Origin of the sequence: Paenibacillus sp. FSL R7-0163 (genome assembly GCF_037969975.1) — a bacterium.
GTDB classification, from domain to species: Bacteria; Bacillota; Bacilli; order Paenibacillales; family Paenibacillaceae; genus Paenibacillus_AQ; species Paenibacillus_AQ odorifer.
Genome location: NZ_CP150224.1, coordinates 1,228,983 through 1,253,208, shown reverse-complemented (window position 1 = coordinate 1,253,208; position 24,226 = coordinate 1,228,983). Strand labels below are relative to the sequence as shown.

Genomic DNA, 24,226 nt, shown 5'->3' with positions numbered 1-24,226 from the left:
TCTTTTTTAGTTAAAAAGAATATTACATCGAACACTTTAGAAGTGAAATTTATCACAATGTTGAAAATTCGACACTTTTAAACGATTTTTTATAACCAATTCGAGGGATTTTCAAGGTATAATTAATTTAAAATTTACTGAAAAACTGAGGGAATAAAGGGGATGTCGATTATGCTAAAAGAACATTACAATGTTATCGAAGCCCACGGAAATACAAACTGTTTCTCCGAACAGAATTTCAACAGACTTCTAGTTACAATGAAAGAGCGCATAGTTCCAGAGGGTTCACATCTATTCTGGGAAGGCGACTACTCGGATAAATTGTTTTATATCAAACGTGGACGTGTGAAATTAACTAAATCTACTGATGAAGGTAAAGAACTCATTCTTTATATGTATCAAGCTGGCGATATGGTAGGTCAAGCAGATCCATTCTTCAGCACTAAGCATAGCTTTACAGCCGAAGTGATTGAAGAAAGTGAAGTTGGCGTCATCGAACAAAAGGATCTAGAAATTCTCATTTGCCAACATTGTGATTTTGCTATCGACTTTATGAAATGGATGGGTATTCATCACCGTCTCACCCAAACTAAATTCCGTGATCTAATGATGTACGGCAAACCTGGTGCACTATGCTCCACGCTCATTCGTCTTGGCAATACCTATGGTGAGAAGAGCAGCGATGGTGAGAATATCCTTATCAACAAAAAAATTACGCATACAGATTTGTCCAACATGATCGGTGCCACTCGTGAAAGTGTTAACCGGATGCTGAGCGACCTGCGTAAAAAAGATGCTGTTGAGTATGAGAACGGTATGATTGTCATCAAGGACCTTGGCATGCTGCAAGAAATTTGCCACTGCGAACTGTGTCCGAACGAAATCTGCCGGATCTAATTCCGTTATAATATACCCTCTATTCACCTCAATGAAACATACATGACCCAATTATTCTGCATAATATAAAATAGAGTGGTCCAAGGCGCCTAATGCAGGTGTCTTTTTTTTATATTCAACAAAAAAAGAGCTAAACCCAAGATCGGTTCAGCTCTAATATAGTTAATTAAAAATGGATTTAACGGTTATTGCGAGTACCACGCACTGGTGAGATCAGCCAATAGGCCATGCCGACAAATACGCCCCCACCAATGATATTCCCCAAAGTTACAGGGATCATATTATGCAGCCATCCAGCTATCGTAATGGTTTCCGGATGATTCGGAAGCAACACAGCAACACTAAGCAGAGTCATATTAGCCACACTATGCTCATATCCGCTTGCGATAAAGGCGAACAGACACCACCAGATTAAAATTAGCTTAGCAGATTCACTTTTAGCACGTGAGGACATCCATAGCGCTAAACAGACCAGCCAGTTACATAGGATTCCACGAAAAAACAGCTCAGAGAACGGGAGACTCATTTTTTTAGCAGCGGCTGTAAAGATCAAATGCTCTGGCGGCGCAGCACTGAATAACCCAGTCCCACGAATTAAAAGCGCTAAAATCACTGCACCCACCACATTCCCGATGAATACAAGGATCCAGTTCTTAACGGTATCCCAGATACTGGTTCTGCCTGCCAGTGTACTTACAGTAAAAAACATATTATTCCCAGTAAACAGTTCTGAGCCTGCAAATACTACAAGCGTCAAGGCGATGCCGAAGGATGTACCCATAATAAGCGGTTGGAAAGGTGATTTAGCAGCTGCTAGCGGTGCTCCTAGAGAGAAAATAAGGATAATCCCAATGCCTACATAAGCACCTGCCAACAGGGCTGCTAGAAAATATCTTAGCAAGCTTTCATTCATTTTGTCCCGCTTACTGACTGCCGTCTCTACGATGCTCTCCACACTTTGCGTAAACATAATACTCCACCCCACCGTTTTCTATTAAATCTATTACTACACTCTTCGGTGTCTACACGCTCACTGTAACTTTCTCTCCGTCCAGTGTGACTGGATAAGTCACAACACTACCTTGGTCTGGAGCCTGCACCTCACCCGTGCGCAGATCGATTTTCCAATCGTACAGCGGATCGTACAGATAGTGACCTGACACGATCCCTTCCGCAAGCGGGCCACCCTTAGGATGAGGACTACGATTCTCTACTGCATAGATGGCTCCGTCAGAGGCACGAAATACAGCCAGTTCAACAGCTCCAGCAATCACTACACGGCCAATCTGCAGCAGGAAATCCTGTACTGAGCCTATTGCATACGTTTGTGTGGTCTTATTCATTGGTCTCTCCCCTTCTGTGTGCGTTATATCCGCTAGACTCTTGTTTCTTCAAAAAGCGCAGTACGAGTGCTACTGTCATTAAGCATTTTTTTCCAAGGATCCGTCACCTGAGTCAGAGCAAAGTCAATCCGTGCGGCCAGCTCTTTGCGGTTATCTTCATTATTCAAAATGACCATTTGAATCTGCTCAAGTCCCATACGCTCAACCCACTCGGAGGTTCTCTCCAAATAATTACCGGTCTCACGATAATATTGCATCACAGCGGAGCACACTTCGATCAACTCTTCATCGGTCTTAATTTTGCAGAAGGAATCAGCAATCCGTGGTTTGATCCCACCGTTACCACCGATAAATACTTCCCAACCGCCGTCATTACCGACGATGCCAATATCCTTCGTGCAGGATTCCGCACAGTTACGTGGGCAGCCGTTGACAGCTATTTTAAACTTGGCAGGAAAATCAAGACGTTCATACTTACGTTCTATGAGCGCGCCCATTCCCAGCGAATCCTGTGTACCGAAACGGCAGAACTGTGAACCCACACAAGTCTTAACCGTACGTAGCGATTTGGCATAACCATAACCTGATGGCATATCGAGCTCTTCCCATACCTTCGGCAGATCCTCTTTTTTCACCCCGATTAGATCCAGGCGTTGCCCACCAGTCACCTTCACAACTTTTACATCATATTTAAGGGAGACATCAGCGATTTTCTTCAAATCCTCTGGTGTCGTTACCCCGCCGTACATGCGTGGAATAACGGTATAGGTTCCGTCTTTCTGAATATTGGCTCCCATACGTTCATTAACAAAACGTGATTCCTTCTCATCTTGATGTGTATCCGGATTTAGCATCCCCAGATAATAGTTAATCGCCGGACGGCATTTAGAGCAGCCTTCCTCTTGTTTCCAACCCAGTACATGCATAACCTCTTTAGTAGTACTAAGACCTTTAGCTGTAATCTCAGCAACAATCTCATCCCGGCTAAGCGTTGTACAGCTACAGATACCTTGCTTGGCAGACTGCTCAAAACTATCACCCAGGACAAATTGTAAAATTTGTTCTACAACCGGTTTACAACCTCCGCAAGAACGCGTCGCTCCTGTACATGCTTTGATCTCGTCCACAGTAGTAAAACCATTTTCTATGACCGCATCCACAATCGCTTTTTTCGTAACCCCATTACAGCCACAAACGATTTCTTCGTCCGCCATAGCTTCTACAGATGTGCTCTTTTTGGCTCCGCTTCCGCAGCAGCCCGTACCCATGACCTCTGTATAAATCTCATCAGTCATTACAGCACCTTGTTTTACTAACTTTTGCAGGTTAGCCGATTCCGTCACATCCCCGAACAGGACTGCACCAACAATGACATTGTCTTTGAGCAGAATTTTCTTATAGGTTCGCTTCCATTCATCTTTGCTTGAGATTACAGTGTGCTCAGGGGAATCCATAAACTCACCTGCAGAAAATACATCCACACCGGAAATTTTTAATTTGGTGGAGACAACAGAACCTTCATATGGATTTGTATCGCTTCCGCAGAGATGTTTAGCTAGAACCATACCCTGCTCGAAGAGCGGCGCTACTAATCCGTAACAAACTCCGCGATGTTCGGCACATTCGCCAATGGAATATACATTCTGCATAGAGGTCTGCAAATAATCGTCCACTACAATTCCACGATTAACAGCAATTCCGCTTTCTTTTGCCACAGTTATATTCGGTTTGATGCCTACAGCCATAACTACAAAATCAGCTGCAAGTGTAGTGCCATCACTAAATTGTAAACCACTTACTCTCTGTTCCCCAGTCAATTCTACTGTTTGTTTGCCCATGGCAAATTTCACGCCTTGACGCTCTAGCTCAGCTTGCAACATAGAGGAGGCATTACGATCAAGCTGGCGCTCCATTAGATCTTCCATCAGATGCACTACAGTAACGTCCATGCCAAGGTTCACAAGACCCTTTGCCGCTTCCAATCCAAGTAAGCCCCCGCCGATTACCGCCGCTTTGTTGTATTGTTTAGCCGCAGCTAGCATCGCATCACAATCTGCAATATCCCGGAAACCCACTACGCCTTCCTTATCACAACCAGGTACAGGTAAAATAAATGAATTCGAACCCGTTGCAATAATCACTTTATCGTAAGAAACAGCCATACCGTTATCCGCAATTACTTGCTTGGAATGCTCGTCAATTCGCGTAACTGTTGTTCCTGTATGCAAGGTAATGTTGTTATCTTCATACCAGTTCCAGTCGTTTAGGATGATATCGTTGATGGTTTTACTGCCTTCGAGAACATAGGACAACATGATCCGATTATAATTGGGGTGAGGTTCGCTTCCAAAGACCGTAATGTCATAAGCTCCACCTAGCTTCAATATTTGCTCTAGCGTACCTATGCCTGCCATACCGTTGCCGACTAATACTAATTTTTCTCTCTTCGCTGCCATAGTTAGGTGCCTCCTCAGTCTTATCCGTTCTTGTTGAACTTTGCTTCAACTTATCTTCTACATAATGAAATTATACATTTCAAAATTTAAGAGAGATTGTGATTACAGTCACATTAAATGTGAATGTTTTCACATAAAAAATAAGACAATTTTGTTAGGTTCTAAATTCTAATAAAAAAAGCCAGATCACAGGTTCTGAATAACCGTAGATCTGGCATTTATGTACTTTTTTTAACGTATAGCCAATAAAATCTCCAATTCATCCTGCACTCTAAGCTTCATGTCCATTCCATTCTCAAGCAGCTGCTTCCCATTCACCTTCATCTTCCAAACTTCATTGCTAAGAGGAGTATAATCACCAATGGATAACACCTTTTTGTTGTCTTCGGTCAACTGCACCACACTGCTGTTCTTCAACAAACCTCTCACTGTTAAATCTTCAGTAAATCCCATAACATATGAATGATTCAAATTCACTTGCTCACTTCCGCCATTCACGGTCAACAACACAATTTGAAGGGGTTCCTCTTGTTCCTTAGACATCGCCGTAATTACTAATTTTGATTCATGCCCGACGGTTCGACCCCAATCCTCAGATCCAATGGTCTCCCCATCCATTTGCAGCTCCCAATTCATTCCTGGACTGAGTGAAATATTATTTACCGTTAGAATGCTTGTGTTATCCTCAGAAAAGGTGGCCTTCCCACTACCTTTCAGTAGGTCAAAGATCGTTATCCCTTTTCTGTAGCTCTCGCTAAGCTGCTTGTCCAAAGGGTTGGTCAGCAAGTCATTTCCCGCAACGATAAGCGAAAGCGTAGGCCCGTCTGATCCTGCTAAGCCATTATTCCCTTCATTATTAACGTCAGCAAGAGTCGAACATCCACCTATTATGAATACGATGACTAATCCTAGTAACAACCTCCACATATATTTCGTGGGCATAGTGACACCGCCTTGTCCCGCCTAATGACCACACAGCGTCTCAGGCTTGTAGTAAGTTATGCATACTGTCTATTTAAGAATAACGTAAATAAGCTTTGTTCTCAAATATAAAAAAAGTCCCCTAAGGGACTCTTTGAAAACTCATTTTTTCTACTGGAATCTAGGGAACAATATATTATTCTCCAGATGAACATGTTCAAAAGTCATGCTCTCCAGCTCCTCTAGCCGGGCATAAGTCAAACGATAGGTTGTACAAGCATGAGCCGGTGGGGTGAAATCATCTGTTATTTTGCGTATTTGTCTCAATATATCGCCTGCTGTGTCATGTTCACTCTCAAGGTCAATTAATGCCTCACGAAGTATGGTCAGCCCTTCTTCACTTGGATTGGCATCATACGCTAATAATTTTGGAAACTCGTCTTCCTCTTCTTTAGCTGTATGCTGAAGCAGATCTTCCTTAAGTGTATTAAACAAGCTATATAACTCTTCTAAATGAGGTGAATCTCCGCCATGAACCCGGTATACCTTAGTTACATTTTGGCTAATTAGGGGCAGCTCTTCCCGCAGGTAATGGTGATGTTTACTCACTATATGGTCGATTAACTCTGCAGAAGGTGCTGTGTTCCATGCGAGTTCTTCTTGTGGTACCGGATATTCCTCGAATAGCTTGTTGAGATCACTAATGATCATCTCTTGATCTAGTCCACGCTCTACAGCTGCTTCAGCAAGAGGTTTGGCGCCTCCACAGCAGAAATCAATCCGTTTGGACTTGAAATAATCCGCAGCTTTTGGGAATTGCAGCACAATATCTTTTACAAGGGCATCTGGAGTAAATCCAGGTTGCACCGATTGCTTATGCTGTAAATCTGAAATTCTATCATTAGGTTGTTTAGTTTCCATAATAGTTCCTCCTCGGGATATGTGATCAGGTTCTGAAAAAATCTTTTCTACCTGTTCACCTTAACCCTGAAAGGAGTTTTGACTTGTGATTGTACTCACGAAAATTGTATCTCTTTGTTGAACGAAAAAGGTCAATCATGGAGATATATCCCCACAATCGACCTGTCTTTTGTTTACCACACGGGCATCAGTAATGTTATTTGTCTTACATTTATCTATTCGGTCACACCAAATCTGTATCTTTTATTGAACATAAGCCTGCATATACGTTCGCTTACCCTTTGCGTCCTTTAAATAAGGTCCTAAACCAGCAAAGCGGGAGTGATCCATATAAACACCGGTCATCCATCTGCCTTCTGTCAGGCCACCATTCCATTTGAGGACAAGGTCAGGGGCGGATATCCATTCCTGATAAATCTGTATATTCTGATCTTTGTACTCTTTACAAGGCTTAGACTGCTCCAGTAGACGTAGATCGTTAAGATAAGTTGGCACGAAATAAGAGGATATCGTATGCAAATCATCTTCATCAAAAAAGGGCTCATCCCCTAAAAAGGGTTTGAATAATACGGTATTCTCGTACATGGACCAAATTAGGGCTTGTAGCACCATGCTTTGGCGAATGCCATTATGGAACTTATATTGTCGTTGATTACTCGCCACATTCACTTCTTGAAGAGGTTCCGTCGACTCCAGACAATGCCGTTCACAGCCGATACATTTCCAGCCAGAAGGACTTTGAATCCATTTTTGAAAAATAGTCCCGCTATCATTGTTGCCTTTGTAGAGTGAAGAGATAATGCTGTAAGGCACACCAATCCACGCATCCCATAAGGAATCTGGAAGATGGCTATGCAGCATGAACAACGTCTTGTCATAGATGAGCTGTACTTTGATCGAAGCGTTCTCCAGCTCAGTAACATCCTTTTTTCCATACGTTATTTCCCGGGAATACAGGGTGGTCTTCATCTCCCTCGCCTCCTAATAGTTTTGCTATGCCTGTACTCCAGCTGAGTAGATTTGAGCAAAAACCAATATTGCAAGCGTTTCCATTCAAGGAACATACAACGTTTTTTCTATTATATTACAGATTTTTTCGATCTGTGCAAGGTTTTTATTTAAAAATTGAAAAGCCCTCCTCCGTTCTTCAGGAAAAAGGGCCAAAACACGACTTTGATTTCTACTCTACCCAGCTCTCAGCCCAAGACTGAATCTGCTGCATAACAGGCTCCAGCGCACGGCCTTTGTCTGTTAGTTCATATTCAATACGTACAGGTGTTTCCGGGTATACATGTCTAACCAGAATACCCTCACCTTCCAAATCCTTCATCCGCTCGGACAGCATCTTATCGCTCATTGAAGGAATGAGGCCGGAAATATCTTTAAACCGCTTCGGTCCACTCATCAATGTCTGAATAATAAGTCCATTCCAACGTTTGCCTAAGAAAGAGAAGGCTGTCTCAAATCTGGGACACATCGAAATTTGATGTTCTTCCATTGTTCTCACCTCTCACTAGCGAAACTTACTATTAGTTAGTATATATAATATTAACACATTTCATCCCTGATGAACATCGTTTACTAAAAAAAGTTCATCTGACATTATCATTATATCCTCGTTGTCAATCCCCTGTATGTGCTTTAGATTCCCTTTGAGCAATCGCTTCTGTCACGATTTGCGCCAAGTCATCATTTCCGAATAAGGAGAGTACGCCGAGAACTGTGTCATCGGAAATATCCCCTGCTTCCTCCGCAGAAACCGTTAGGGCAAGCGCTTTTCGCAAGGCTTCATTCCCTTCTTGCTGTGGATAAGCCTGCAAATATAAACTGTGCGGGTCGAGTCCTTGATTCACGCACCACTGGGCGAATACAAGGATCATCATCTCTTCCTCCCGCTTATAGCTTTCGATGATTTGTTCCTCCACTAATTTACGGTTGTCTTCCATATTTTACTCCTTTCTTAGAGACCTCATTCAGCAAGCTGAGCTGCCAATCTATGACTAGGCAGAACTGCTGAAGCAGCAATACTGCATAACTCTGGTGTATTTATATTGTTCAGGAAATGATCTACCACTCCACCGAAACCTCTTCTATCCAGCACCGTATCCCAGCTTCCAAAGCTCTGGGTCCGTGGCAAAGCATTTTTTTCATATAGGATGGCTTGGTCCAGATCTGCCACTTCCACCGAACGGCCATTACCGTGCAGCTCCAGCTTCTCCAAATCAACACCAGCCTCACGAACCATGCTATACATCCCCACTGAGCCTTGCTCCCAACCCAGCATTCCAGATGCCTGGACAAGTCGCCCCTCTCCATTGGATTGAAGATTACTGCGAAGCAGCTCATACTGATCTCCACATAACCATAACAGCAGATCAAGCATATGAATCAAGTCGTCATGTACAGTCTCACGGCTGCTGCCTAATTGCAGCTTCGTGCGATGTTTAATCGCGTGGCAATGGCTAATGCCTCCAGCTTCCTCGAGCCAACTCTTGGCGGTGACATACATTGGGGCAAAACGCCGATTAAAGCCCACTCCTAGCAGCAGCCCTTTATTTTCTGCCAGCTCTGCCATCCTTATGGATTCTTCCAGATCATAGGACAGCGGCTTATCTACATACACCGAAATCCCCTGTTCGAGACATTTTGTTACTATATCATAATGGGTCGTCGTTGGGCTATGCACAAATACTGCATCCAGATCCCAAGACAACAGCTCGTCCAAATTTGTCGTACCTTTAGGAAAGCGATAGGCATTAACAGCTTGCTCTACTGTTGTGGACGAGTGACTGAGAACCCCCACTACCTCAACTTGTCCATGCTGAGAGAGCAGTGGCAAATATACTTTGCGGGCGATATTGCCAATCCCGATGATGGCGACTCTTTTGCGTACAGAAACGATCACTGATCTAACTCCCCTCTTTATAATTCAAGAATTTATCTCTCTCTTTGTTCTCTATAAATGCTATTATACCTGCTTGGCGTTCGCCGACAATGATCTTCACTTCAATATTTACTTTTTATCCCGTATGATGAGATGAATGAGTGGAAGAAAGGGTATATTAGCTATGAGAAAATGGTTCTCGATTATTCTTTATGTTTCGGGCACAATCCTTGCGTTTATCTACAGATATGACATCCTTAGCTGGATGAAAGAGGATCATAATCTTTTTGGCTCTATAGGGATCGCAACTTTACTGGCTCTCTTTCCAGTTGTACCGTACAAAGCGGTCATCGGATTTTTTGGTTATGCATGCGGAAGTTTGGCTGGTGCTTTAATTTGCTGGGTAGCTACAACCCTTGCTGCCGCATTCCTTTTCGGCGTAGTGAAGTTCTTATTTCAAGATCAAGCGAGAGCTTATCTGACTTCTATTCCCCTACTTGAAAAATTCACAAAAGGCATAGAACGGCGGCCCTTTGCTTCTATTGTCTTAGCACGTCTCTTGCCGATTATCCCGCAGACCGCAGTTAACATCTATGCCGGAGCAGCCGGGCTGCCCTTCTGGAGTTATCTAGCTGCCTCAGCTATTGGAAAAATCCCAGGCATCGCCTTGTATGCCTTCCTTGGGGATCAACTGTTCCAGAACCCTGGAAATGCGATTATAGCCATCGTTGTTTATGCCATTGTGCTTATTATAGCCGGACTAAGCTTTCGTTACAGTTCACAGGAAGTAAAAAAACACTAGGTAACAGAGAGCTTATTTGGCGGAAGCTGGCAGGCTGTGGTTATTTGCTTTATAATTAGATTGTGATCTATTTAATTGCATTACATGAATGGAGGGATATTAATGAGTGAACATCAGACTAACCATATAAATTCCAAGGCGGAAAAAGCAACCTTTGCAGGTGGATGCTTCTGGTGCATGGTCTCGCCGTTCGAGGAATTGCCAGGCATTATTAGTGTCGTCTCCGGCTATACTGGCGGGCATACAGTGAATCCTACCTATGAAGAGGTATGCTCCGAAACCACAGGACATGTTGAAGCGGTACAAATTACGTTCAACCCAGAAATTTTCCCTTATAGCAAGCTGCTTGAGTTATTCTGGCAGCAAATTGACCCAACCGATGCGGGTGGACAATTCCATGATCGCGGCACCTCTTACGGAACGGCTATCTTCACCCATTCTGAAGAGCAAAAGCAACAAGCAGAGGCTTCCAAGGCAGCTTTGCAAGAAAGCGGACGATTCGCTAACCCGATTGTTACCCCGATCCTCCCGGCAGCAACCTTCTATCCTGCCGAAGAATATCATCAGGGCTACCATCGTAAGAACCCGGGCCACTACAAACGTTACCGTAAGGGTTCCGGCCGAGAGGATTTTATCGAAACCCACTGGACACATAAAGAAGATAAACTAAGCTTGAAAGAACGTCTGACGCCACTTCAATATGAAGTCACTCAGAATAGCGCTACAGAGTCACCTTTCCGAAATGATTTTTGGGATCACCACGGAGAAGGCATTTATGTAGATATCGTATCTGGTGAAGCATTATTCAGTTCGCAGGATAAATACGATTCCGGTTGTGGCTGGCCCAGCTTTACACGTCCAATCCGCGATTACGTCGTGAAGGAAAAGACGGACCTCAGCCATTTGATGGTTCGCACAGAAGTGCGCAGCAAAGTAGCAGATTCCCATCTAGGTCATGTCTTCGACGATGGTCCAGGGGAAAACGGCCTGCGCTACTGCATTAATTCAGCGGCACTGCGATTTATACCGAAAGAGGATCTGGAGAAAGAGGGCTATGGCGAGTATCGTGTACTCTTCCAGCATGCCTAATCTTCGATAACGTGCGAAACTGTACTGTCTTATAGAAAAGCCTCCAATTCACGGTATACCATGAATTGGAGGCTTTTTAATTCATAGGAGCTTATTCTTTATTCTCGTCCTCGTTCGCTTTCTTATCCTTTATTGAGGTTTTCACCTTTGGCTCTGCTGGTGCAGGGAGTACCTCCTTGTTCAGCTCCCGATTTCCCTGCCGTATCCGCTGGGTCTGCTGCTCCCGTCGTACGCGGATATTTTTGCGGGCAAACCAAACGATGGCTAAAATAATGCCCACACCGATTAGAATCGGCAATGCGCCTGCAAGAATTACAAAAATCCACTGAAACATAACAGATAGTGCGTTCAGGCTTCCTTTTAAAGCATCTGATGCGCGTTCCAGCAATGGACCTTGCTCTGCCTTTTCCTTCACAGCTAAGCTCTCATCCGTCTGGTACACTCTAAGCTCTACCGTTGAAAAGGATACGTTCTGATCTATATATCGCATTCTGCCTTTGATCTGCTCAATCGTTTCTTGAATCGAACCAAGCTCGTTTGCAAAGGCGACCAGATCACTTGATTTCGTTGCTTTTTTCATAAACTCAGTATATTGAGCTTCCATTAACTGCTTTGCCTTCAGACGCGACTCTAGATCAACATACTCCTCCGAGACATCCTGACCTTGAATGCTGCGCTGTAGCGATTCGTGTTTTACTTTTTCCAAATTATTCAGAAAAGGAGAGAATCCGGAGGCTGGCACCTTAAGGATAAACGTCCCCCCTTGCTCATATTGCGACATGTTCTCGTTAAACTCTATAATATATCCTTTAGCCATCGTTACCATGTTTCGAATTTCAGTCTGAGCTTTACCGTAGTCTTCTACTTCCATAGTCAGATTGGCATGATAGATAAGCTTCTTGTTCAATCCTTCCACGACATCACTGCCCGTGAATCCCGCGTTTGCTTGATCCGTGTTCTCTGGTGTCAAACCTTTTTCAACTGGGGCTTCGTTGCCTCCCGCTGCTGTCTCAGCCTCTGCTGAGGTGTTCTTATCCGCTAATGTAGCTTTTGAAGATTGCTCAGTGGTTGCTGCAGCAGAATTACTCGTATTTCCGCCGTCACTAGCTAATTTGTCAGCTGCCGAATTGTTATCACCCGAGCCACAACCTGCCAATACCACCGCAAGAATTAATAAACATAAGTAATGCAGACCCCATTTGCGCATTCTCATTCCTCCAAAAATGTAGTGGTAATCCCTAGCATTGTAACGTTACGGAATGTCATGTTCTATACAGATCTCTTCCGTCTCTCATTTCTTTGACGCCCCAAAACTTGGAAGGTTGCACTGGAATATGGAATTTCGGTAAATTTCTTTTGGTTTTTCATGTTGAAATACACAAAAAGCCGCATTTCTGCGGCTCTTATTGGACATATTTTTTATGTGGGAGGGGTCCTGAAAGTTAAAGAACTCATTTGCTTACAAACTCATTATTTGGTACAATTACCACGTCTAACCTAGTAAAAAAATCCAAATACCCTCTATTCATAATGAATGAGGGCGTGACACGGCTTTGCTGAGACAAGCTCCACCTTGCTGAACAGAGCCGTTCTTTGAATGATACTGTCAATTACTAAAAGGGGAGGTGAACCCTCATGGCAAAAGACGTAGTTTGTGAAGTTAACTCCTGCACCCACTGGGCAGAAGAGAACAAATGCAGCGCTGAATCGATCTTCGTAGCTTTCCACAGCTCCCAAGAACCAAAACGCGCAGAAGAAACAGATTGCAAAACTTTCGAAAGTAAATAAGTAAATGCCTAAAGGGACCCTCCACGGTTCCTTCTTTTTCTTTTTCATTCTAACAAGATTGAGAATTATTATCAAGTAGCTGATTACAAAAAAATAATTGAACTAAAAAGCCAGGGTAAATTACCCTGGCTCTAATTTATTTAAGTCTATTTAGAAGCAATAACCCCTGTCTTTTCCCTCGCAATAGCAGCAGCTCTTACCATGTTACGTAGTGCATCCTCTGTCTCCTGCCAGCCACGCGTTTTCAGACCGCAATCCGGATTAATCCAGAACTGTTCAGGGTCAAGCACCCGCAGCGCACGATCGATATTCGCAGTCATTTCTTCGACAGCTGGAACCCGCGGGCTATGGATGTCGTACACTCCAAGACCGATTCCTTTATCATAGGCTTGCTCCTCAAAGCTGATAATCAGCTCACCATGGCTACGTGAAGTCTCAATGGAGATTACATCAGCATCCATAGCCGATATTGAATCGATCATGTCATTAAATTCGCTGTAGCACATATGCGTATGAATTTGTGTCGTAGCCTTCACATGGTTCGTGGCAACACGGAACGACTTCACTGCCCAGTTCAGGTAATGCTCACGGTCTTCTGCCTTTAGCGGAAGTCCTTCACGAATAGCCGGCTCATCCACTTGAATCATTTCGATGCCTGCATCTTCCAACGCTTTTACTTCATGGCGAAGGGCAAGAGCAATTTGATTGGCTACCTCTTCCCGGCTGAGATCATCACGTACAAATGACCAATTGAGGATAGTAACAGGGCCCGTCAACATTCCTTTAACCGGAAGCTTCGTCAACGATTGTGCATAGACGCTTTCTTTAACAGTCATAGGCTGTATAAATGCAATATCCGCGTAGATCACCGGCGGCTTAACGCAACGGGAACCGTAGGATTGAACCCAGCCATTACTAGTAAACAAGTATCCATCCAGCTTTTCTCCGAAAAACTCCACCATATCTGTACGCTCGAACTCGCCGTGGACCAGAACATCCAGACCTAGCTTTTCTTGGAAGGTAATTGCATCCGCGATCTGCTCACGAACAAATCCATCATAACGCTCCTGATTCCAGACCCCTTTACGCCATTTCAATCTCGCCTGGCGCACTTCGACTGTCTGCGGAAAGCTACCAATTGTAGTGGTTGGCAGAAGTGGAAGCTGCCATTTCTCTTGCTGCACCTTTAAGCGCTCAGCAAAAGGCAGACTGCGTTGGTCTGGTAGAGCTGCAAGTGCAAGCACTTGCTCCGCCACATCCTTACGGCCACGCTCAGGTAGTGCGCGGAACGCTGCAATAGCTTCACGACTAGCGGCCAGCGCTGCTTGAGAAGCTTCTCCTTTATCTGCGACGGCTGCTCCGAGCAGACTAAGCTCTTTAAGCTTCTCATCGGCAAAGGCTAACGCATTCTTAACTGTCGCCTTCAGCTTCACTTCACCTTGAACGGTGACTGGGACATGCAGCAGACTGCAAGAAGGCTGAAGAATAAGACGATCAAGCGGTACATGAACGCTGAGCTTTTCTACCAGTTGCAGCTTGGCGTCTAAATCGGAACGCCAAATGTTCCGTCCATCAATAATTCCGGCACCCAGCCATTTGTCCTTCGGCCAGCCAAGACGTTCGATGGAAGCCAGATTCGTTCCACCATCGTGCACAAAGTCAAGACCCAAGCCTTGAACAGGCAGCTCTAGCAGTGCCTCCAGCGGCTCAGCAGCTTCAAAATACGTCTGTAAAATAATATTCAAGCCCGGCACGGAGCCGGCAATGTCTGTGTATATCGAGTTAAGCAGTGTTAATTCTTCTTTACTTATGCCTGTAACAATCGCTGGCTCATCGATTTGTACCCAGCTTACCCCTTCTTGCTTCAGTTCCTGTAGCAGTTGAACATAGACTGGAACAAAACGTGCAGCAATCTTGGCGATATCTGCCGCTGCGTAACCTTTGGACAGCTTAAGGAAGGTATACAGACCTAAAAGTACCGGTTTACCTTCAATCCCTGCCTGCGATTTAGCAAAACGATAAGCCGCTAGAGGTTTGTTTTCAGTCAGGCGTGGTGTTTGTGTGCCGATCTCTGGAACGATATAGTGATAGTTCGTATTGAACCATTTGGTCATCTCGCAGGCAGTAGCCTCAGCATTACCACGGGCCATTGCAAAATAAAGATCAAGCCCGATGTCGCCGCCATCATACGCATACCGTGGAGGTACGATTCCAAACATAACAGCCGCATCCAACACATGATCATAAAATGTAAAATCATTTACCGGAATAAGCTCAATTCCTGCTTCTTGCTGGGTCTTCAAATGCTGCAGCTGGATTGCTGCCATTTCGGAGCGGAATTGCTCCTCATTTATTTTCCCCTGCCAGAATGCCTCCAGTGCCTTTTTCCATTCGCGGTTCTTTCCGATTCTCGGATATCCAAGATTGCTTACTTTTACCTTATTCGTCATTTCGATACACTCCCTCTTCAATCTCTTATTTCAAACTCCAAAACTACTTGCTTTCCTATAAAAAAGAGCGCCCTTCCCTAAAAAAGTCAAAGGGAAAGACGCCCATGATATACCCATGGTTAACGTCTAACACCTCCCTATCTTCCGTAGGTGAAGCAGTGCTGTTGAAACAGGCAGGTCTCCTGGCTAGCGGCGTCAACATCTTGAGCAGTCTTCCCAGCAGTAGTAAATTGCCAGTGACCTCTGTTGCTCGAGATTCTTCCGTTACAGTGGCGGGACCGCATCGGCTTCGAACCGAATTTCCCTATTAAGCCTACCGAATTACTATTTTCCGGTCAGCACCTGTCTCCGATATCATTCATCATTTGAGTGTCTTAATCTGATGTCATCATACGTGAAAGCCCCAGCAATCTGCAATAGATTACTGGGGCTTCTGTTATATCGATTCCTTATAACGGACTTAGAAAAATACGAAATATACTACAGCAGCAAGAATTATACGGTATATAGCAAACGGTAAGAGCTTGATACGATTGATCAGTTTTAAGAAGAAACGCATCGATAACAGCGCAAATAGGAAGGCACTAATAAAGCCTGCAATAAAAAACGGCAGCGCGTCCATGGTGAAATATTGCCAGTTCTTCATCAGTGACAACAGACTGGCACCTGCCATGATGGGTACTGCCATAATAAACGTAAAATCAGCAGCGGCACGATGGCTCATCCCGAGGATTACGCCACCAGAAATCGTCGAGCCCGAGCGTGAAAATCCAGGCCATAACGAAAAACACTGTACAAGACCTACACCAAGTGCCTGTTTGTATGTAATCTGATCTACACTCTCAGTTCTGATCTTCTTCGGCCCAAACAGATCCGCAATAATCATTAATATAGCCCCGATCACTAGACCAATTAACACCGTTGAGGTAGAGAATAAATGCTCATCAATATAATCATTAAACAGAACACCTAACACACCTGCAGGCACTAACCCTACCAGAACCTGTGTCAGCTTGAGGTGCCCGCCCTGCTCTAACTGCGGTAGCTTCTCTGTTACAGGATCCAACTGCTTACGGCTGAAACGCCTTAAGCCCAACAGATCAATGAATCGATTTCTAAAAATCACAACAACCGCTAATATAGAACCCAGTTGAATAACTATTTTGAAGGTATTTGCCGTATATTGTCCAAATAACTCCTGTGATTTCAGCCACATATCATCAACAATAATCATATGACCCGTGGAGGATACTGGAGCAAATTCGGTTAAACCTTCAACAAGCCCCAAAATAATGGCTTTAATAATCGTTAATAGCTCCATGTGTTTCCCTCCTTTTTAATAGTCATTTCTATTATCAGTCCTCCACCCGCTTAGCCCTCAGTGTTCATTCTCCGGCTGCGTTTGCGGAAGTACAGAAACCCAAGAATAACTAATCCGCCAGCAATTAGTACATAGACCACATTGGAGTACACATCCATGTACATGGCAATGTCTTCCCAGGATTCGCCCAAAGCCGCGCCAATAAGCACAAGCAGCAAATTCCATCCCAATGTGCCAATCGTTGTGAAGATCATAAATACTCCAAATTTCATACCTGACATTCCCGCCGGAATCGAAATCAGACTGCGGACCAGAGGAACCATCCGACAAAACAATACAGTCCAATAGCCATATTTATCAAACCAGGCGTCAGCCTTGTGGATATCTTTTTTAGTGACGCGAATTAGGCCCCCCCAGCGTTCAACCAGTTTCTCTAACCGGCTCACATCCAATAATCGGCCAATATAATAGAGAATTACTGCACCCAGTAGTGATCCAGCAGTGGCAGCAATGATTACACCAGGGATCGTTAAGCTCGTCGTAGTGGTCATAAATCCTCCAAAGGGCAGGATCACTTCTGAAGGAATTGGTGGAAATATATTTTCAAAGGCCAGCATCAGAAAAATACCGAAGTAACCAAACTGCTCCATAAAATCTGTAATCCATGCTTGCATTCTTGTTACCCCCATTTCTCATATCAAGTTCTTCTTCAGGTTGCGTAAATAGCGGCTGCGAATAAAAAAGAAGTATAGTCCTTGAACAGCCAAATATCCGAGTAACACCGCGCCTGTCTCCGTTGCGATAGATAAGTAGAACAACCGTTGAAGCGCAATAAAGGCAAACACACTGTGTAAAATAGCTATTCCGACCGGCACAAAAAACAATAGAGCGAGCTGAATTGTGACTATTCGATTGAGTTCTTTATCCGTAAGCCCCATCTTGGACAAAGTGGAATATTGATTGCGATCATGATCAAGATCGGTATATAACCGGAAGTAAAGAAAGCTGCCTGCCGCGATAAAAAAGACAGTACCCACCAGCAATGAAGCAAAAAGCATTGTGTTATACAATGTTTTCTGAAGCTCAAACAGCGTGCCGCTGATCACAATCGCATACGGAGAATCACTTTCATAGGACTGTTTGCCTTTATGGGCAAGATCATCTGCGATACCTACCGTCTGTGGAAAATCCTCTACATAAAAACCTGTATAAAGATCCGTCTGCACGGGATCAATAGCGCTGTAGAGCTCATCACTGATCACGACACCACTAAAATCCCCGCCATCTCTACCATCCAGCTCCGGCAATAAATATTCAGCAATGGGGACTTGCGCGGTATAACCTATTTCTTTAATGGCAAGTCCTTGCTGCAAGGAATAGACCGCTTTTACTCTGCCTTCTGTTAAACTGCGATCCCGCTGTGAACCAATCATCACCAGACCTTCGTTGCCCACCAGAGCACGCTCAGCCGTTGTGAAACCTGCACGCTGCAGGGCGAGATTATAATCACTAAAAGCAATCAAGGGAAGGCGTAAAGTGCGATCGGGTCCAGTCTGAGCTTCGACCTCAGCATATTTAATCGGGATACTAAGCGCTTCATAAGGGAGTCCGTGCGTCTTGAGCTCTTCCTTAATTTCGTTCAGATGCTGATCAAAGGGTTCATCCGCCTGATTTCCTTTAGCTACATAACCCACTGCTGCAGGATAATCCAATTTCAGCTCTCTGGAAAGTGTATGTATCGATGCAAATACCCCTACTGAAGTGAAGGAGACTGCGGATACAATCGTCACCATAAAAAACATTCGGCCATTCTCTTTCCAGCGGTAGGACAAGCCCGATAAAGTGATGATATTCGTACGATGCCAATACAAGCGCCGAATGTCCTTAAGCAGCTTAACCACACAAATACTTAGCTGGGTATAAAAGAGATACGTCCCGATAACCGTAATTGCAACGACCGGAAACATGACTTTCTCTACGGAAGCAGCTTTTGCAGTAGCCGCCAAATAATAACCACTAATCAGCAATACAGCAGTAATAATAGATAATACAAAGGATACTTTGGGTTCTTCTTCTGCCTTACGCTCTCCCTGAAACAGACGCATCAGTGACTCATTGCCGATAAAAACAAAGGTGCAAAGCGATATCAGAAAAAACAATAACACGAAGCTGCAGATCGTAAGCACAAGTGCCTGCCATGGGAGATGAAAGGTTAACAGGGGAATTCCCAAAAAAGTGGATCCGATCATCAGAAATAATTTGCCCAGAAGTAACCCGAGAAGGGTACCCGTCAGGATGGCAGAGGTGCCGATCATCATATTTTCCAGAAAAACCATGGTGTTTAGCTGTCTCTTCGTCATTCCATGCATCAATAAAATTCCGAACTCCATCTTCCGCGACTGCAGGAAGGATCCAACGGATACGAGCACGAACAAAGAACAAAAGACATAAATAATTGCCTCTGCCACCATCATCGTATGAGCCGCCGTACTATAAATTAAGCTCTTTGAAATATCCGGATGGTAAATAAACAAAGCGCACACGAAAAAGATCATCACCGAAAAAGCACTGACGACAAAATAAGCGGCATATTTGCGTTTATTACGTGTTACATTCCTATAAGCGAATTGCCGAAAGGTCATGGCTGGTTCCCCCAAGCAGAGACAACATATCAATAATACTTTGGAAGAAAGCGCCTCTATTACTGCCTTTGTACATTTCACTATAGAAACGTCCGTCTTTAATAAAGATGACCCGGTTGCAAAAGCTTGCAGCCACTGCGTCATGCGTGACCATCAGCACCGTAGCTCCTTCTTCCTTATTCACCTCTGTCAACATATTCATGACTTCCCCTGAGGCTTTGGAATCCAGATTGCCTGTGGGCTCATCCGCCAAAATTAACGCTGGACGATGAATCATCGCCCGGGCGATAGCCGCCCGCTGCATTTGTCCGCCTGAGACCTCATACGTGCGCTTCTTCAGTAAATGTTCGATACCAAGCAAGGTAGTGACCTCTTTTAGCCTGCTCTCCATCTCTGGGACACGGGCACCTGCAAGCGTTAAAGGTAATACGATGTTCTCCTCTACAGTGAGCGTATCCAGTAGATTAAAATGCTGAAAGACGAAGCCTAGCTCATGACGGCGAAAAAGTGCCTTTTCTTTTCTGCTAAGCAGATTAGGATCTCGGCCGTTGATCAGAATCTGACCGGAGGTCGGTTGGTCGATGGTGGCAATCGTGTTGAGCAGCGTTGTTTTCCCGCTCCCTGATGGGCCCATTATGCCAACGAACTCCCCCTTTTCTACAGAAAAGCGGATATGATTCAGCGCCTGAGTGGACACTTTACCCTCATATATTTTTGATAAATTATGAACATCTAGAATGGGCAAGTGTTACCTCTCCTTCTTTCGACTGGATTGCCTTCATTATACAAAGTGTACACATGGGCTGCTATTTCTGAAACTTACAATGCCCTTACACATTTGTAAGGTTTGTTATATGCTGCTCCCTAAATACAATCCGCACGGTGGTCCCGCTTCCTTCTTCGGAACGGATACTCACCTCATGTCCAAGCTTGCCGCAGATCTGCTTCACGAGATATAAACCCATCCCCGTAGATTCCTGGAAGGTTCGTCCATTCACCCCGGTAAAATATGCATCGAACACGCGCGGCAGATCTCCTGCTGGTATGCCCACTCCTTCATCCCGGATCTCAAGCACAGTCTGCTTATCTTCCGTGACCATCCCTTGAAAAAAAACATGTTTGCCCTCTTCAGTCGTATAACGTACAGCGTTCGTAATCAGCTGCGTAAGGACAAAAGTGAGCCATTTTTCATCCGTAGTTACGGTAATCTGCTCATCTATTTGTATAGCTGGAAAAACTCTTTTTCGAATAAAAAGCCGCTTCTGCTCAGAGGTCACACCACGCACGATTGTCTCCAAATTCAGCCGTTCCACATAGAAATCGTGTTCAAAAGTATCCAGACGGGCCGTATAAAGCACGGTATCCAGTCCTTTTTTCAGACGATCCAGTTCATCACCAATTGCCGTAAAAGGAGGGCCATCCTTATCCTGAATGATCAGATGAATGACAGACAACGGCGTCTTCATGCCATGTACCCATTGATTAATAAAGTGAATATGTTCTTCTAATTTGTGGCGGTAGCTGTGCAAATCATTTTTGTAGAGGCGGAATTGCGACCCCAGTAAACCTCGCAAGCTTACGGCTAGCGGAGAATCCTGTGCAGGGCCACCTGCCTCATCGAGAGAGGAGGGCGTAGTCTCCAAACGTTCGTAGAACGTGCGATTGGTGACATAACGGTAAGCGAGGTAGCCAATCAGTAGACAAGTGCTGAGCAGCGCGGCATATAAACTTACATTCAGACCGCTGCCTCCATCCAGCCGATACACTAATGTGATCAGGACTAGCTGGGCTAGATAAACCACGATCAGGGGGAACTGTTCCCTTAAAAACAACTTCATTCCTCATCCCCCCAATTCGGAATCAAACGGTAGCCTTGACCGCGCACGGTTTGTAGTCCATCTGTGATAGCGAGAGCAGCAAGTTTTTTGCGTACACGGGTAACATATACATTTAATGTATTTTCATCCACGAAGGCTTGATCATCCCAGATTTTTTCGAGCAGCCTGTCCCGGGTAACGATGACTCCGGACTTTTGCATCAGCTCATCTAGTATTTTGGCTTCCGTGTGGCTTAAGTCCACTTTAGCTTCGCCTCGGGTAAGGATTAGCCGCTCTACATCCAGCGTCATTCCCGCAACGTTCAGTGTGCGTTCATTATTCCCTCCGGCATAGGTGCCGTAGGCGCGCCGCAGCTGACTTTTGATTTTGGCCATCGCGATTTCGTAATCAAAAGGCTTAGTGATATAATCGTCGGCTCCATTTTCCAGCGCCATTACTTGGTCCATTTTGCCATCGCGGGCAGATATAAAAAGAATAGGGCAGGTTGAAATTCCGCGAATTTGGCGGCACCAATAATAACCATCGTATTTTGGTAAATTAACATCAAGAAGCACCAGATGTGGCGTGAACGCTTCAAACTGAGTGCGGACCCGCTCAAAATCACTCACCGCCTGCGTTTCATATCCAAACTTATGTAAATAATCCTGCAGCAAAGCCACAAGTCCACGGTCATCTTCTATAATAAATATTTTAAACATATCATACCTCCGGTCCAGCCTTAACAATATAAGGGGGTCTGCCAAATAATATATACACCGTGCATAGGGTTAGTCAAATCAGAAGGAAGAAAAAAGAACCCATGAAGCACCTATTTACGGCACCTTCTAGGTTCTTGGATAAGTTATGTTTGAGGATATCAACTAGTCCCATTGTTTCTTCTGAATCCCGGCAAGAACTCGCTCTACAGGTGCCCAGCCGATAAGTTCTGGTTGGCTCCAGCCTGGAGCAGCTTGCAGATGGCAAATTTCCATGTAGTGATCTATCCTTACTTTATCCCAGGCATGAATGGCCTCGCCATTCCCAAGGGCCAAAGCTACATGCCCCCAATCCTTAAGCTCACCGTCCACCAAACCTGAGCAAGCATAAAAAACAAACGCGCCAGCTGGCGGAGCCCCGGTGTTCTTGTGCGCATCGTACAGCTCAGCGGATTCACGTGCATCGCTGCCTCCCCACATTTCGATCCCATTGCTTCTTTCATATGCATCTTCAACAAAAGCAAGACAACGCAGCGGATACTCCTGCGACCCCATCCGCTCTTTAGCCCAACTAATAGCATTCCCAATTTCCTTGCCAAATTCCACGTCCATTACCAATATACATTCCTCCAAAGTACGATTTAGTGTTGAACACATCATACCTGAACCAGCTACTCATGAACTGGTATTATATAGTTATTAATTAAACTATCCCAATCCTACCTGAGTGGTCATCTACTTCGGCCAACCATTACTTACAAAAACATAAAAAACCGTAAATGAGCATAGCCCATTACGGCTTTAACAAACTATAAATTGGTTTAAGAATACAGTAGTGGTGGTGGCAGTGGTGGTAGCGAGGTAGCGGTGGCAGCGATAACGGTAGTGGTGGTGGCAGCGGTGGTAGCGATAACGGTAGTGGAGGACAATTTAGAGTTGATATTGCAGACGCCGAACGTTGATATCCCATCGAACATAAGTAACTTATTGCTTGTTGAAGTAACTTATCTGTGGATATATAGCGCTTATAGAGATGTATACGCTCGATCGGCTCTATTCTATGGGATTATACCGCTCCTTTGGCCGCAACTACTCCATCCGCTCCATTCTACGGGATTTATACCGTACATTTGACCGTATACGCTCGATCGGCTCTATTCTACGGGATTTATACCGTACATTTGGCTATATGTGCTCCGTCGGCTCCATTCTACGGGATTTATACCGTTCATTTGGCTATATGTGCTCCGTCGGCTCCATTCTACGGGATTTATACCGTACATTTGGCTATATGTGCTCCAACGGCTCCATTCTACGGGATTTATACCGTACATTTGGCTATATGTGCTCCGTCGGCTCCATTCTACGGGATTTATACCGTACATTTGGCTTAATGTGCTCCGTCGGTTCCATTCTACGGGATTTATACCGTACATCTGACCGTATACGCTCCATCGGCTCCATTCTACGGGATTTATACCGTACATCTGACCGTATACGCTCCATCGGCTCCATTCTACGGGATTTATACCGTTCATTTGGCTATAGGTGCTCCGTCAGCTCCATTCTACGGGATTTGTGCCGCTCTTTTGGCTATATGTGCTCCATCGGCTCCATTCTACGGGATTTATACCGTTCATATAGCCGTAGGTGCTCCGTCGGCTCCATTCTGCGGGATTTATACCGTACATTTGGATATATGTGCTCCATCGGCTCCATTCTACGGGATTTATACCGTTCATTTGGCTATAGGTGCTCCGTCGGCTCCATTCTACGGGATTTATACCGTTCATTTGGCTATATGTGCTCAATCGGCTCCATTCTACGGGATTTATACCGTACATTTGGCTATAGGTGCTCGATCGGCTCTATTCTACGGGATTTATACCGTTCATTTGGCAGTATCGAGTAAATCAAAGGCACTTTTACCCTTCTTTCGCGTCACACTAGCTCATTCGAGCAAATCAAAGGTACTTTCGCCCTTCTTTCGTGCCACACTAGCTAATTCGAAGTAAATCAAGGGCAATTTTGCCCTTCTTTCGCGCGATACTAAACCTTTACAGCAAAACAAGGGCATTTCTGCCCTTGTTTCACCATCCCAATATAGCACCACCGCTGAAACGATGCGTCCTCTTGTAATGTTGTATACCTCGTATGCTCCACATTTCGTACGCTCTTT

23 protein-coding genes and 1 riboswitch are annotated in these 24,226 nt (G+C 44.6%); of the genes, 5 read left to right on the top strand and 18 right to left on the bottom strand.

Features of this window, described 5'->3' with window-relative positions; translation table 11 throughout:
• Positions 1-171 precede the first annotated feature (171 nt).
• Positions 172-897 carry a Crp/Fnr family transcriptional regulator gene (locus tag NST45_RS05365; protein ID WP_036682945.1) on the top strand — a complete coding sequence of 242 codons (726 nt, stop codon included), beginning with the start codon at positions 172-174 and terminating at the stop codon, positions 895-897.
• A gap of 178 nt (positions 898-1,075) precedes the next feature.
• Here the strand turns inward: NST45_RS05365 and NST45_RS05360 are convergent, their stop codons facing one another.
• The 9 genes from NST45_RS05360 to NST45_RS05320 all read right to left on the bottom strand — a co-directional run bounded on the left by NST45_RS05360 (position 1,076) and on the right by NST45_RS05320 (position 9,443).
• The gene (locus NST45_RS05360) at positions 1,076-1,867 is read right to left on the bottom strand and encodes a formate/nitrite transporter family protein (protein ID WP_076216110.1); all 792 of its coding nucleotides are present in this window, start codon (positions 1,865-1,867) and stop codon (positions 1,076-1,078) included.
• 52 nt (positions 1,868-1,919) lie between these two features.
• Positions 1,920-2,240 (bottom strand): nitrite reductase small subunit NirD, encoded by a 321-nt coding sequence (gene nirD, locus NST45_RS05355; protein WP_036682949.1) that lies wholly within the window; start codon positions 2,238-2,240, stop codon positions 1,920-1,922.
• Between the two features lie 32 nt (positions 2,241-2,272).
• Positions 2,273-4,696: a nitrite reductase large subunit NirB gene (gene nirB / locus NST45_RS05350; protein WP_036682952.1), complete on the bottom strand. Its 2,424-nt coding sequence runs from the start codon at positions 4,694-4,696 to the stop codon at positions 2,273-2,275.
• 231 nt (positions 4,697-4,927) lie between these two features.
• Entirely contained in the window at positions 4,928-5,638 is a 711-nt protein-coding gene (locus NST45_RS05345) for a hypothetical protein (RefSeq protein WP_036682955.1), read from the bottom strand.
• A gap of 150 nt (positions 5,639-5,788) precedes the next feature.
• Positions 5,789-6,484 (bottom strand): iron-sulfur cluster repair di-iron protein, encoded by a 696-nt coding sequence (ric, locus tag NST45_RS05340; protein WP_076215358.1) that lies wholly within the window; start codon positions 6,482-6,484, stop codon positions 5,789-5,791.
• Positions 6,485-6,781: 297 nt separating this feature from the next.
• Positions 6,782-7,507 carry a hypothetical protein gene (locus NST45_RS05335; protein ID WP_076215319.1) on the bottom strand — a complete coding sequence of 242 codons (726 nt, stop codon included), beginning with the start codon at positions 7,505-7,507 and terminating at the stop codon, positions 6,782-6,784.
• 211 nt (positions 7,508-7,718) lie between these two features.
• Positions 7,719-8,036, bottom strand: a complete 318-nt coding sequence (locus tag NST45_RS05330; RefSeq protein ID WP_036682958.1) for a helix-turn-helix domain-containing protein — start codon at positions 8,034-8,036, stop codon at positions 7,719-7,721.
• Positions 8,037-8,160: 124 nt separating this feature from the next.
• Positions 8,161-8,484, bottom strand: coding sequence for a hypothetical protein (locus tag NST45_RS05325; protein WP_036682960.1), 324 nt, complete (start codon positions 8,482-8,484; stop codon positions 8,161-8,163).
• Between the two features lie 23 nt (positions 8,485-8,507).
• Positions 8,508-9,443 (bottom strand): Gfo/Idh/MocA family oxidoreductase, encoded by a 936-nt coding sequence (locus NST45_RS05320; RefSeq protein WP_076215322.1) that lies wholly within the window; start codon positions 9,441-9,443, stop codon positions 8,508-8,510.
• Positions 9,444-9,606: 163 nt separating this feature from the next.
• Between NST45_RS05320 and NST45_RS05315 the strand changes: the two genes are divergently transcribed.
• Together NST45_RS05315 and msrA are read left to right on the top strand one after the other, a co-directional pair.
• Positions 9,607-10,224, top strand: a complete 618-nt coding sequence (locus NST45_RS05315; protein WP_076215325.1) for a VTT domain-containing protein — start codon at positions 9,607-9,609, stop codon at positions 10,222-10,224.
• A gap of 102 nt (positions 10,225-10,326) precedes the next feature.
• On the top strand, positions 10,327-11,313 hold the full coding sequence (msrA, locus tag NST45_RS05310) for a peptide-methionine (S)-S-oxide reductase MsrA (protein WP_076215328.1): 987 nt from the start codon (positions 10,327-10,329) through the stop codon (positions 11,311-11,313).
• Between the two features lie 91 nt (positions 11,314-11,404).
• Here msrA and NST45_RS05305 read toward each other — a convergent pair whose 3' ends face one another.
• Positions 11,405-12,520 (bottom strand): DUF4349 domain-containing protein, encoded by a 1,116-nt coding sequence (locus NST45_RS05305; RefSeq protein ID WP_076215331.1) that lies wholly within the window; start codon positions 12,518-12,520, stop codon positions 11,405-11,407.
• A 428-nt stretch (positions 12,521-12,948) separates the two neighbouring features.
• Between NST45_RS05305 and NST45_RS05300 the strand changes: the two genes are divergently transcribed.
• A complete protein-coding gene (locus NST45_RS05300) occupies positions 12,949-13,101 on the top strand; it encodes a DUF1540 domain-containing protein (RefSeq protein WP_076098619.1) in 153 nt (50 codons plus the stop codon).
• A gap of 146 nt (positions 13,102-13,247) precedes the next feature.
• Here NST45_RS05300 and metE read toward each other — a convergent pair whose 3' ends face one another.
• From metE to NST45_RS05260, 8 genes are all read right to left on the bottom strand, one after another.
• The gene (metE, locus tag NST45_RS05295; RefSeq protein ID WP_076104363.1) at positions 13,248-15,551 is read right to left on the bottom strand and encodes a 5-methyltetrahydropteroyltriglutamate--homocysteine S-methyltransferase; all 2,304 of its coding nucleotides are present in this window, start codon (positions 15,549-15,551) and stop codon (positions 13,248-13,250) included.
• Positions 15,552-15,705: 154 nt separating this feature from the next.
• Positions 15,706-15,912: riboswitch (cobalamin riboswitch) on the bottom strand.
• Between the two features lie 99 nt (positions 15,913-16,011).
• On the bottom strand, positions 16,012-16,872 hold the full coding sequence (locus NST45_RS05290; RefSeq protein ID WP_036682972.1) for an undecaprenyl-diphosphate phosphatase: 861 nt from the start codon (positions 16,870-16,872) through the stop codon (positions 16,012-16,014).
• A gap of 50 nt (positions 16,873-16,922) precedes the next feature.
• On the bottom strand, positions 16,923-17,546 hold the full coding sequence (locus NST45_RS05285) for a DedA family protein (RefSeq protein ID WP_036682974.1): 624 nt from the start codon (positions 17,544-17,546) through the stop codon (positions 16,923-16,925).
• Positions 17,547-17,564: 18 nt separating this feature from the next.
• Complete coding sequence (locus NST45_RS05280) at positions 17,565-19,514, bottom strand: FtsX-like permease family protein (protein ID WP_076098617.1); 1,950 nt, start codon at positions 19,512-19,514, stop codon at positions 17,565-17,567.
• Positions 19,489-20,259, bottom strand: a complete 771-nt coding sequence (locus NST45_RS05275) for an ABC transporter ATP-binding protein (protein ID WP_036682980.1) — start codon at positions 20,257-20,259, stop codon at positions 19,489-19,491. Before NST45_RS05275 ends, NST45_RS05280 begins: the two co-directional genes overlap by 26 nt.
• 85 nt (positions 20,260-20,344) lie before the next feature.
• A complete protein-coding gene (locus tag NST45_RS05270; protein ID WP_036682982.1) occupies positions 20,345-21,352 on the bottom strand; it encodes a sensor histidine kinase in 1,008 nt (335 codons plus the stop codon).
• The gene (locus NST45_RS05265) at positions 21,349-22,050 is read right to left on the bottom strand and encodes a response regulator transcription factor (RefSeq protein ID WP_038572574.1); all 702 of its coding nucleotides are present in this window, start codon (positions 22,048-22,050) and stop codon (positions 21,349-21,351) included. Before NST45_RS05265 ends, NST45_RS05270 begins: the two co-directional genes overlap by 4 nt.
• Positions 22,051-22,212: 162 nt before the next feature.
• A complete protein-coding gene (locus NST45_RS05260; protein WP_076141647.1) occupies positions 22,213-22,659 on the bottom strand; it encodes an NlpC/P60 family protein in 447 nt (148 codons plus the stop codon).
• A 421-nt stretch (positions 22,660-23,080) separates the two neighbouring features.
• Between NST45_RS05260 and NST45_RS05255 the strand changes: the two genes are divergently transcribed.
• Positions 23,081-23,959: a hypothetical protein gene (locus tag NST45_RS05255; RefSeq protein ID WP_339825103.1), complete on the top strand. Its 879-nt coding sequence runs from the start codon at positions 23,081-23,083 to the stop codon at positions 23,957-23,959.
• The last annotated feature ends 267 nt before the right edge of the window (positions 23,960-24,226 follow it).

What these genes read in the sequence shown, in the direction of transcription:
- NST45_RS05365 (WP_036682945.1), top strand. Translation starts at nt 172, where the DNA reads ATGCTAAAAGAACATTACAATGTTATCGAAGCCCACGGAAATACAAAC.
- NST45_RS05360 (WP_076216110.1), bottom strand. Translation starts at nt 1,867, where the DNA reads ATGTTTACGCAAAGTGTGGAGAGCATCGTAGAGACGGCAGTCAGTAAG.
- nirD (WP_036682949.1), bottom strand. Translation starts at nt 2,240, where the DNA reads ATGAATAAGACCACACAAACGTATGCAATAGGCTCAGTACAGGATTTC.
- nirB (WP_036682952.1), bottom strand. Translation starts at nt 4,696, where the DNA reads ATGGCAGCGAAGAGAGAAAAATTAGTATTAGTCGGCAACGGTATGGCA.
- NST45_RS05345 (WP_036682955.1), bottom strand. Translation starts at nt 5,638, where the DNA reads ATGCCCACGAAATATATGTGGAGGTTGTTACTAGGATTAGTCATCGTA.
- NST45_RS05335 (WP_076215319.1), bottom strand. Translation starts at nt 7,507, where the DNA reads ATGAAGACCACCCTGTATTCCCGGGAAATAACGTATGGAAAAAAGGAT.
- NST45_RS05330 (WP_036682958.1), bottom strand. Translation starts at nt 8,036, where the DNA reads ATGGAAGAACATCAAATTTCGATGTGTCCCAGATTTGAGACAGCCTTC.
- NST45_RS05325 (WP_036682960.1), bottom strand. Translation starts at nt 8,484, where the DNA reads ATGGAAGACAACCGTAAATTAGTGGAGGAACAAATCATCGAAAGCTAT.
- NST45_RS05315 (WP_076215325.1), top strand. Translation starts at nt 9,607, where the DNA reads ATGAGAAAATGGTTCTCGATTATTCTTTATGTTTCGGGCACAATCCTT.
- msrA (WP_076215328.1), top strand. Translation starts at nt 10,327, where the DNA reads ATGAGTGAACATCAGACTAACCATATAAATTCCAAGGCGGAAAAAGCA.
- NST45_RS05305 (WP_076215331.1), bottom strand. Translation starts at nt 12,520, where the DNA reads ATGCGCAAATGGGGTCTGCATTACTTATGTTTATTAATTCTTGCGGTG.
- NST45_RS05300 (WP_076098619.1), top strand. Translation starts at nt 12,949, where the DNA reads ATGGCAAAAGACGTAGTTTGTGAAGTTAACTCCTGCACCCACTGGGCA.
- metE (WP_076104363.1), bottom strand. Translation starts at nt 15,551, where the DNA reads ATGACGAATAAGGTAAAAGTAAGCAATCTTGGATATCCGAGAATCGGA.
- NST45_RS05290 (WP_036682972.1), bottom strand. Translation starts at nt 16,872, where the DNA reads ATGGAGCTATTAACGATTATTAAAGCCATTATTTTGGGGCTTGTTGAA.
- NST45_RS05285 (WP_036682974.1), bottom strand. Translation starts at nt 17,546, where the DNA reads ATGCAAGCATGGATTACAGATTTTATGGAGCAGTTTGGTTACTTCGGT.
- NST45_RS05280 (WP_076098617.1), bottom strand. Translation starts at nt 19,514, where the DNA reads ATGACCTTTCGGCAATTCGCTTATAGGAATGTAACACGTAATAAACGC.
- NST45_RS05270 (WP_036682982.1), bottom strand. Translation starts at nt 21,352, where the DNA reads ATGAAGTTGTTTTTAAGGGAACAGTTCCCCCTGATCGTGGTTTATCTA.
- NST45_RS05265 (WP_038572574.1), bottom strand. Translation starts at nt 22,050, where the DNA reads ATGTTTAAAATATTTATTATAGAAGATGACCGTGGACTTGTGGCTTTG.
- NST45_RS05260 (WP_076141647.1), bottom strand. Translation starts at nt 22,659, where the DNA reads ATGGACGTGGAATTTGGCAAGGAAATTGGGAATGCTATTAGTTGGGCT.
- NST45_RS05255 (WP_339825103.1), top strand. Translation starts at nt 23,081, where the DNA reads ATGTATACGCTCGATCGGCTCTATTCTATGGGATTATACCGCTCCTTT.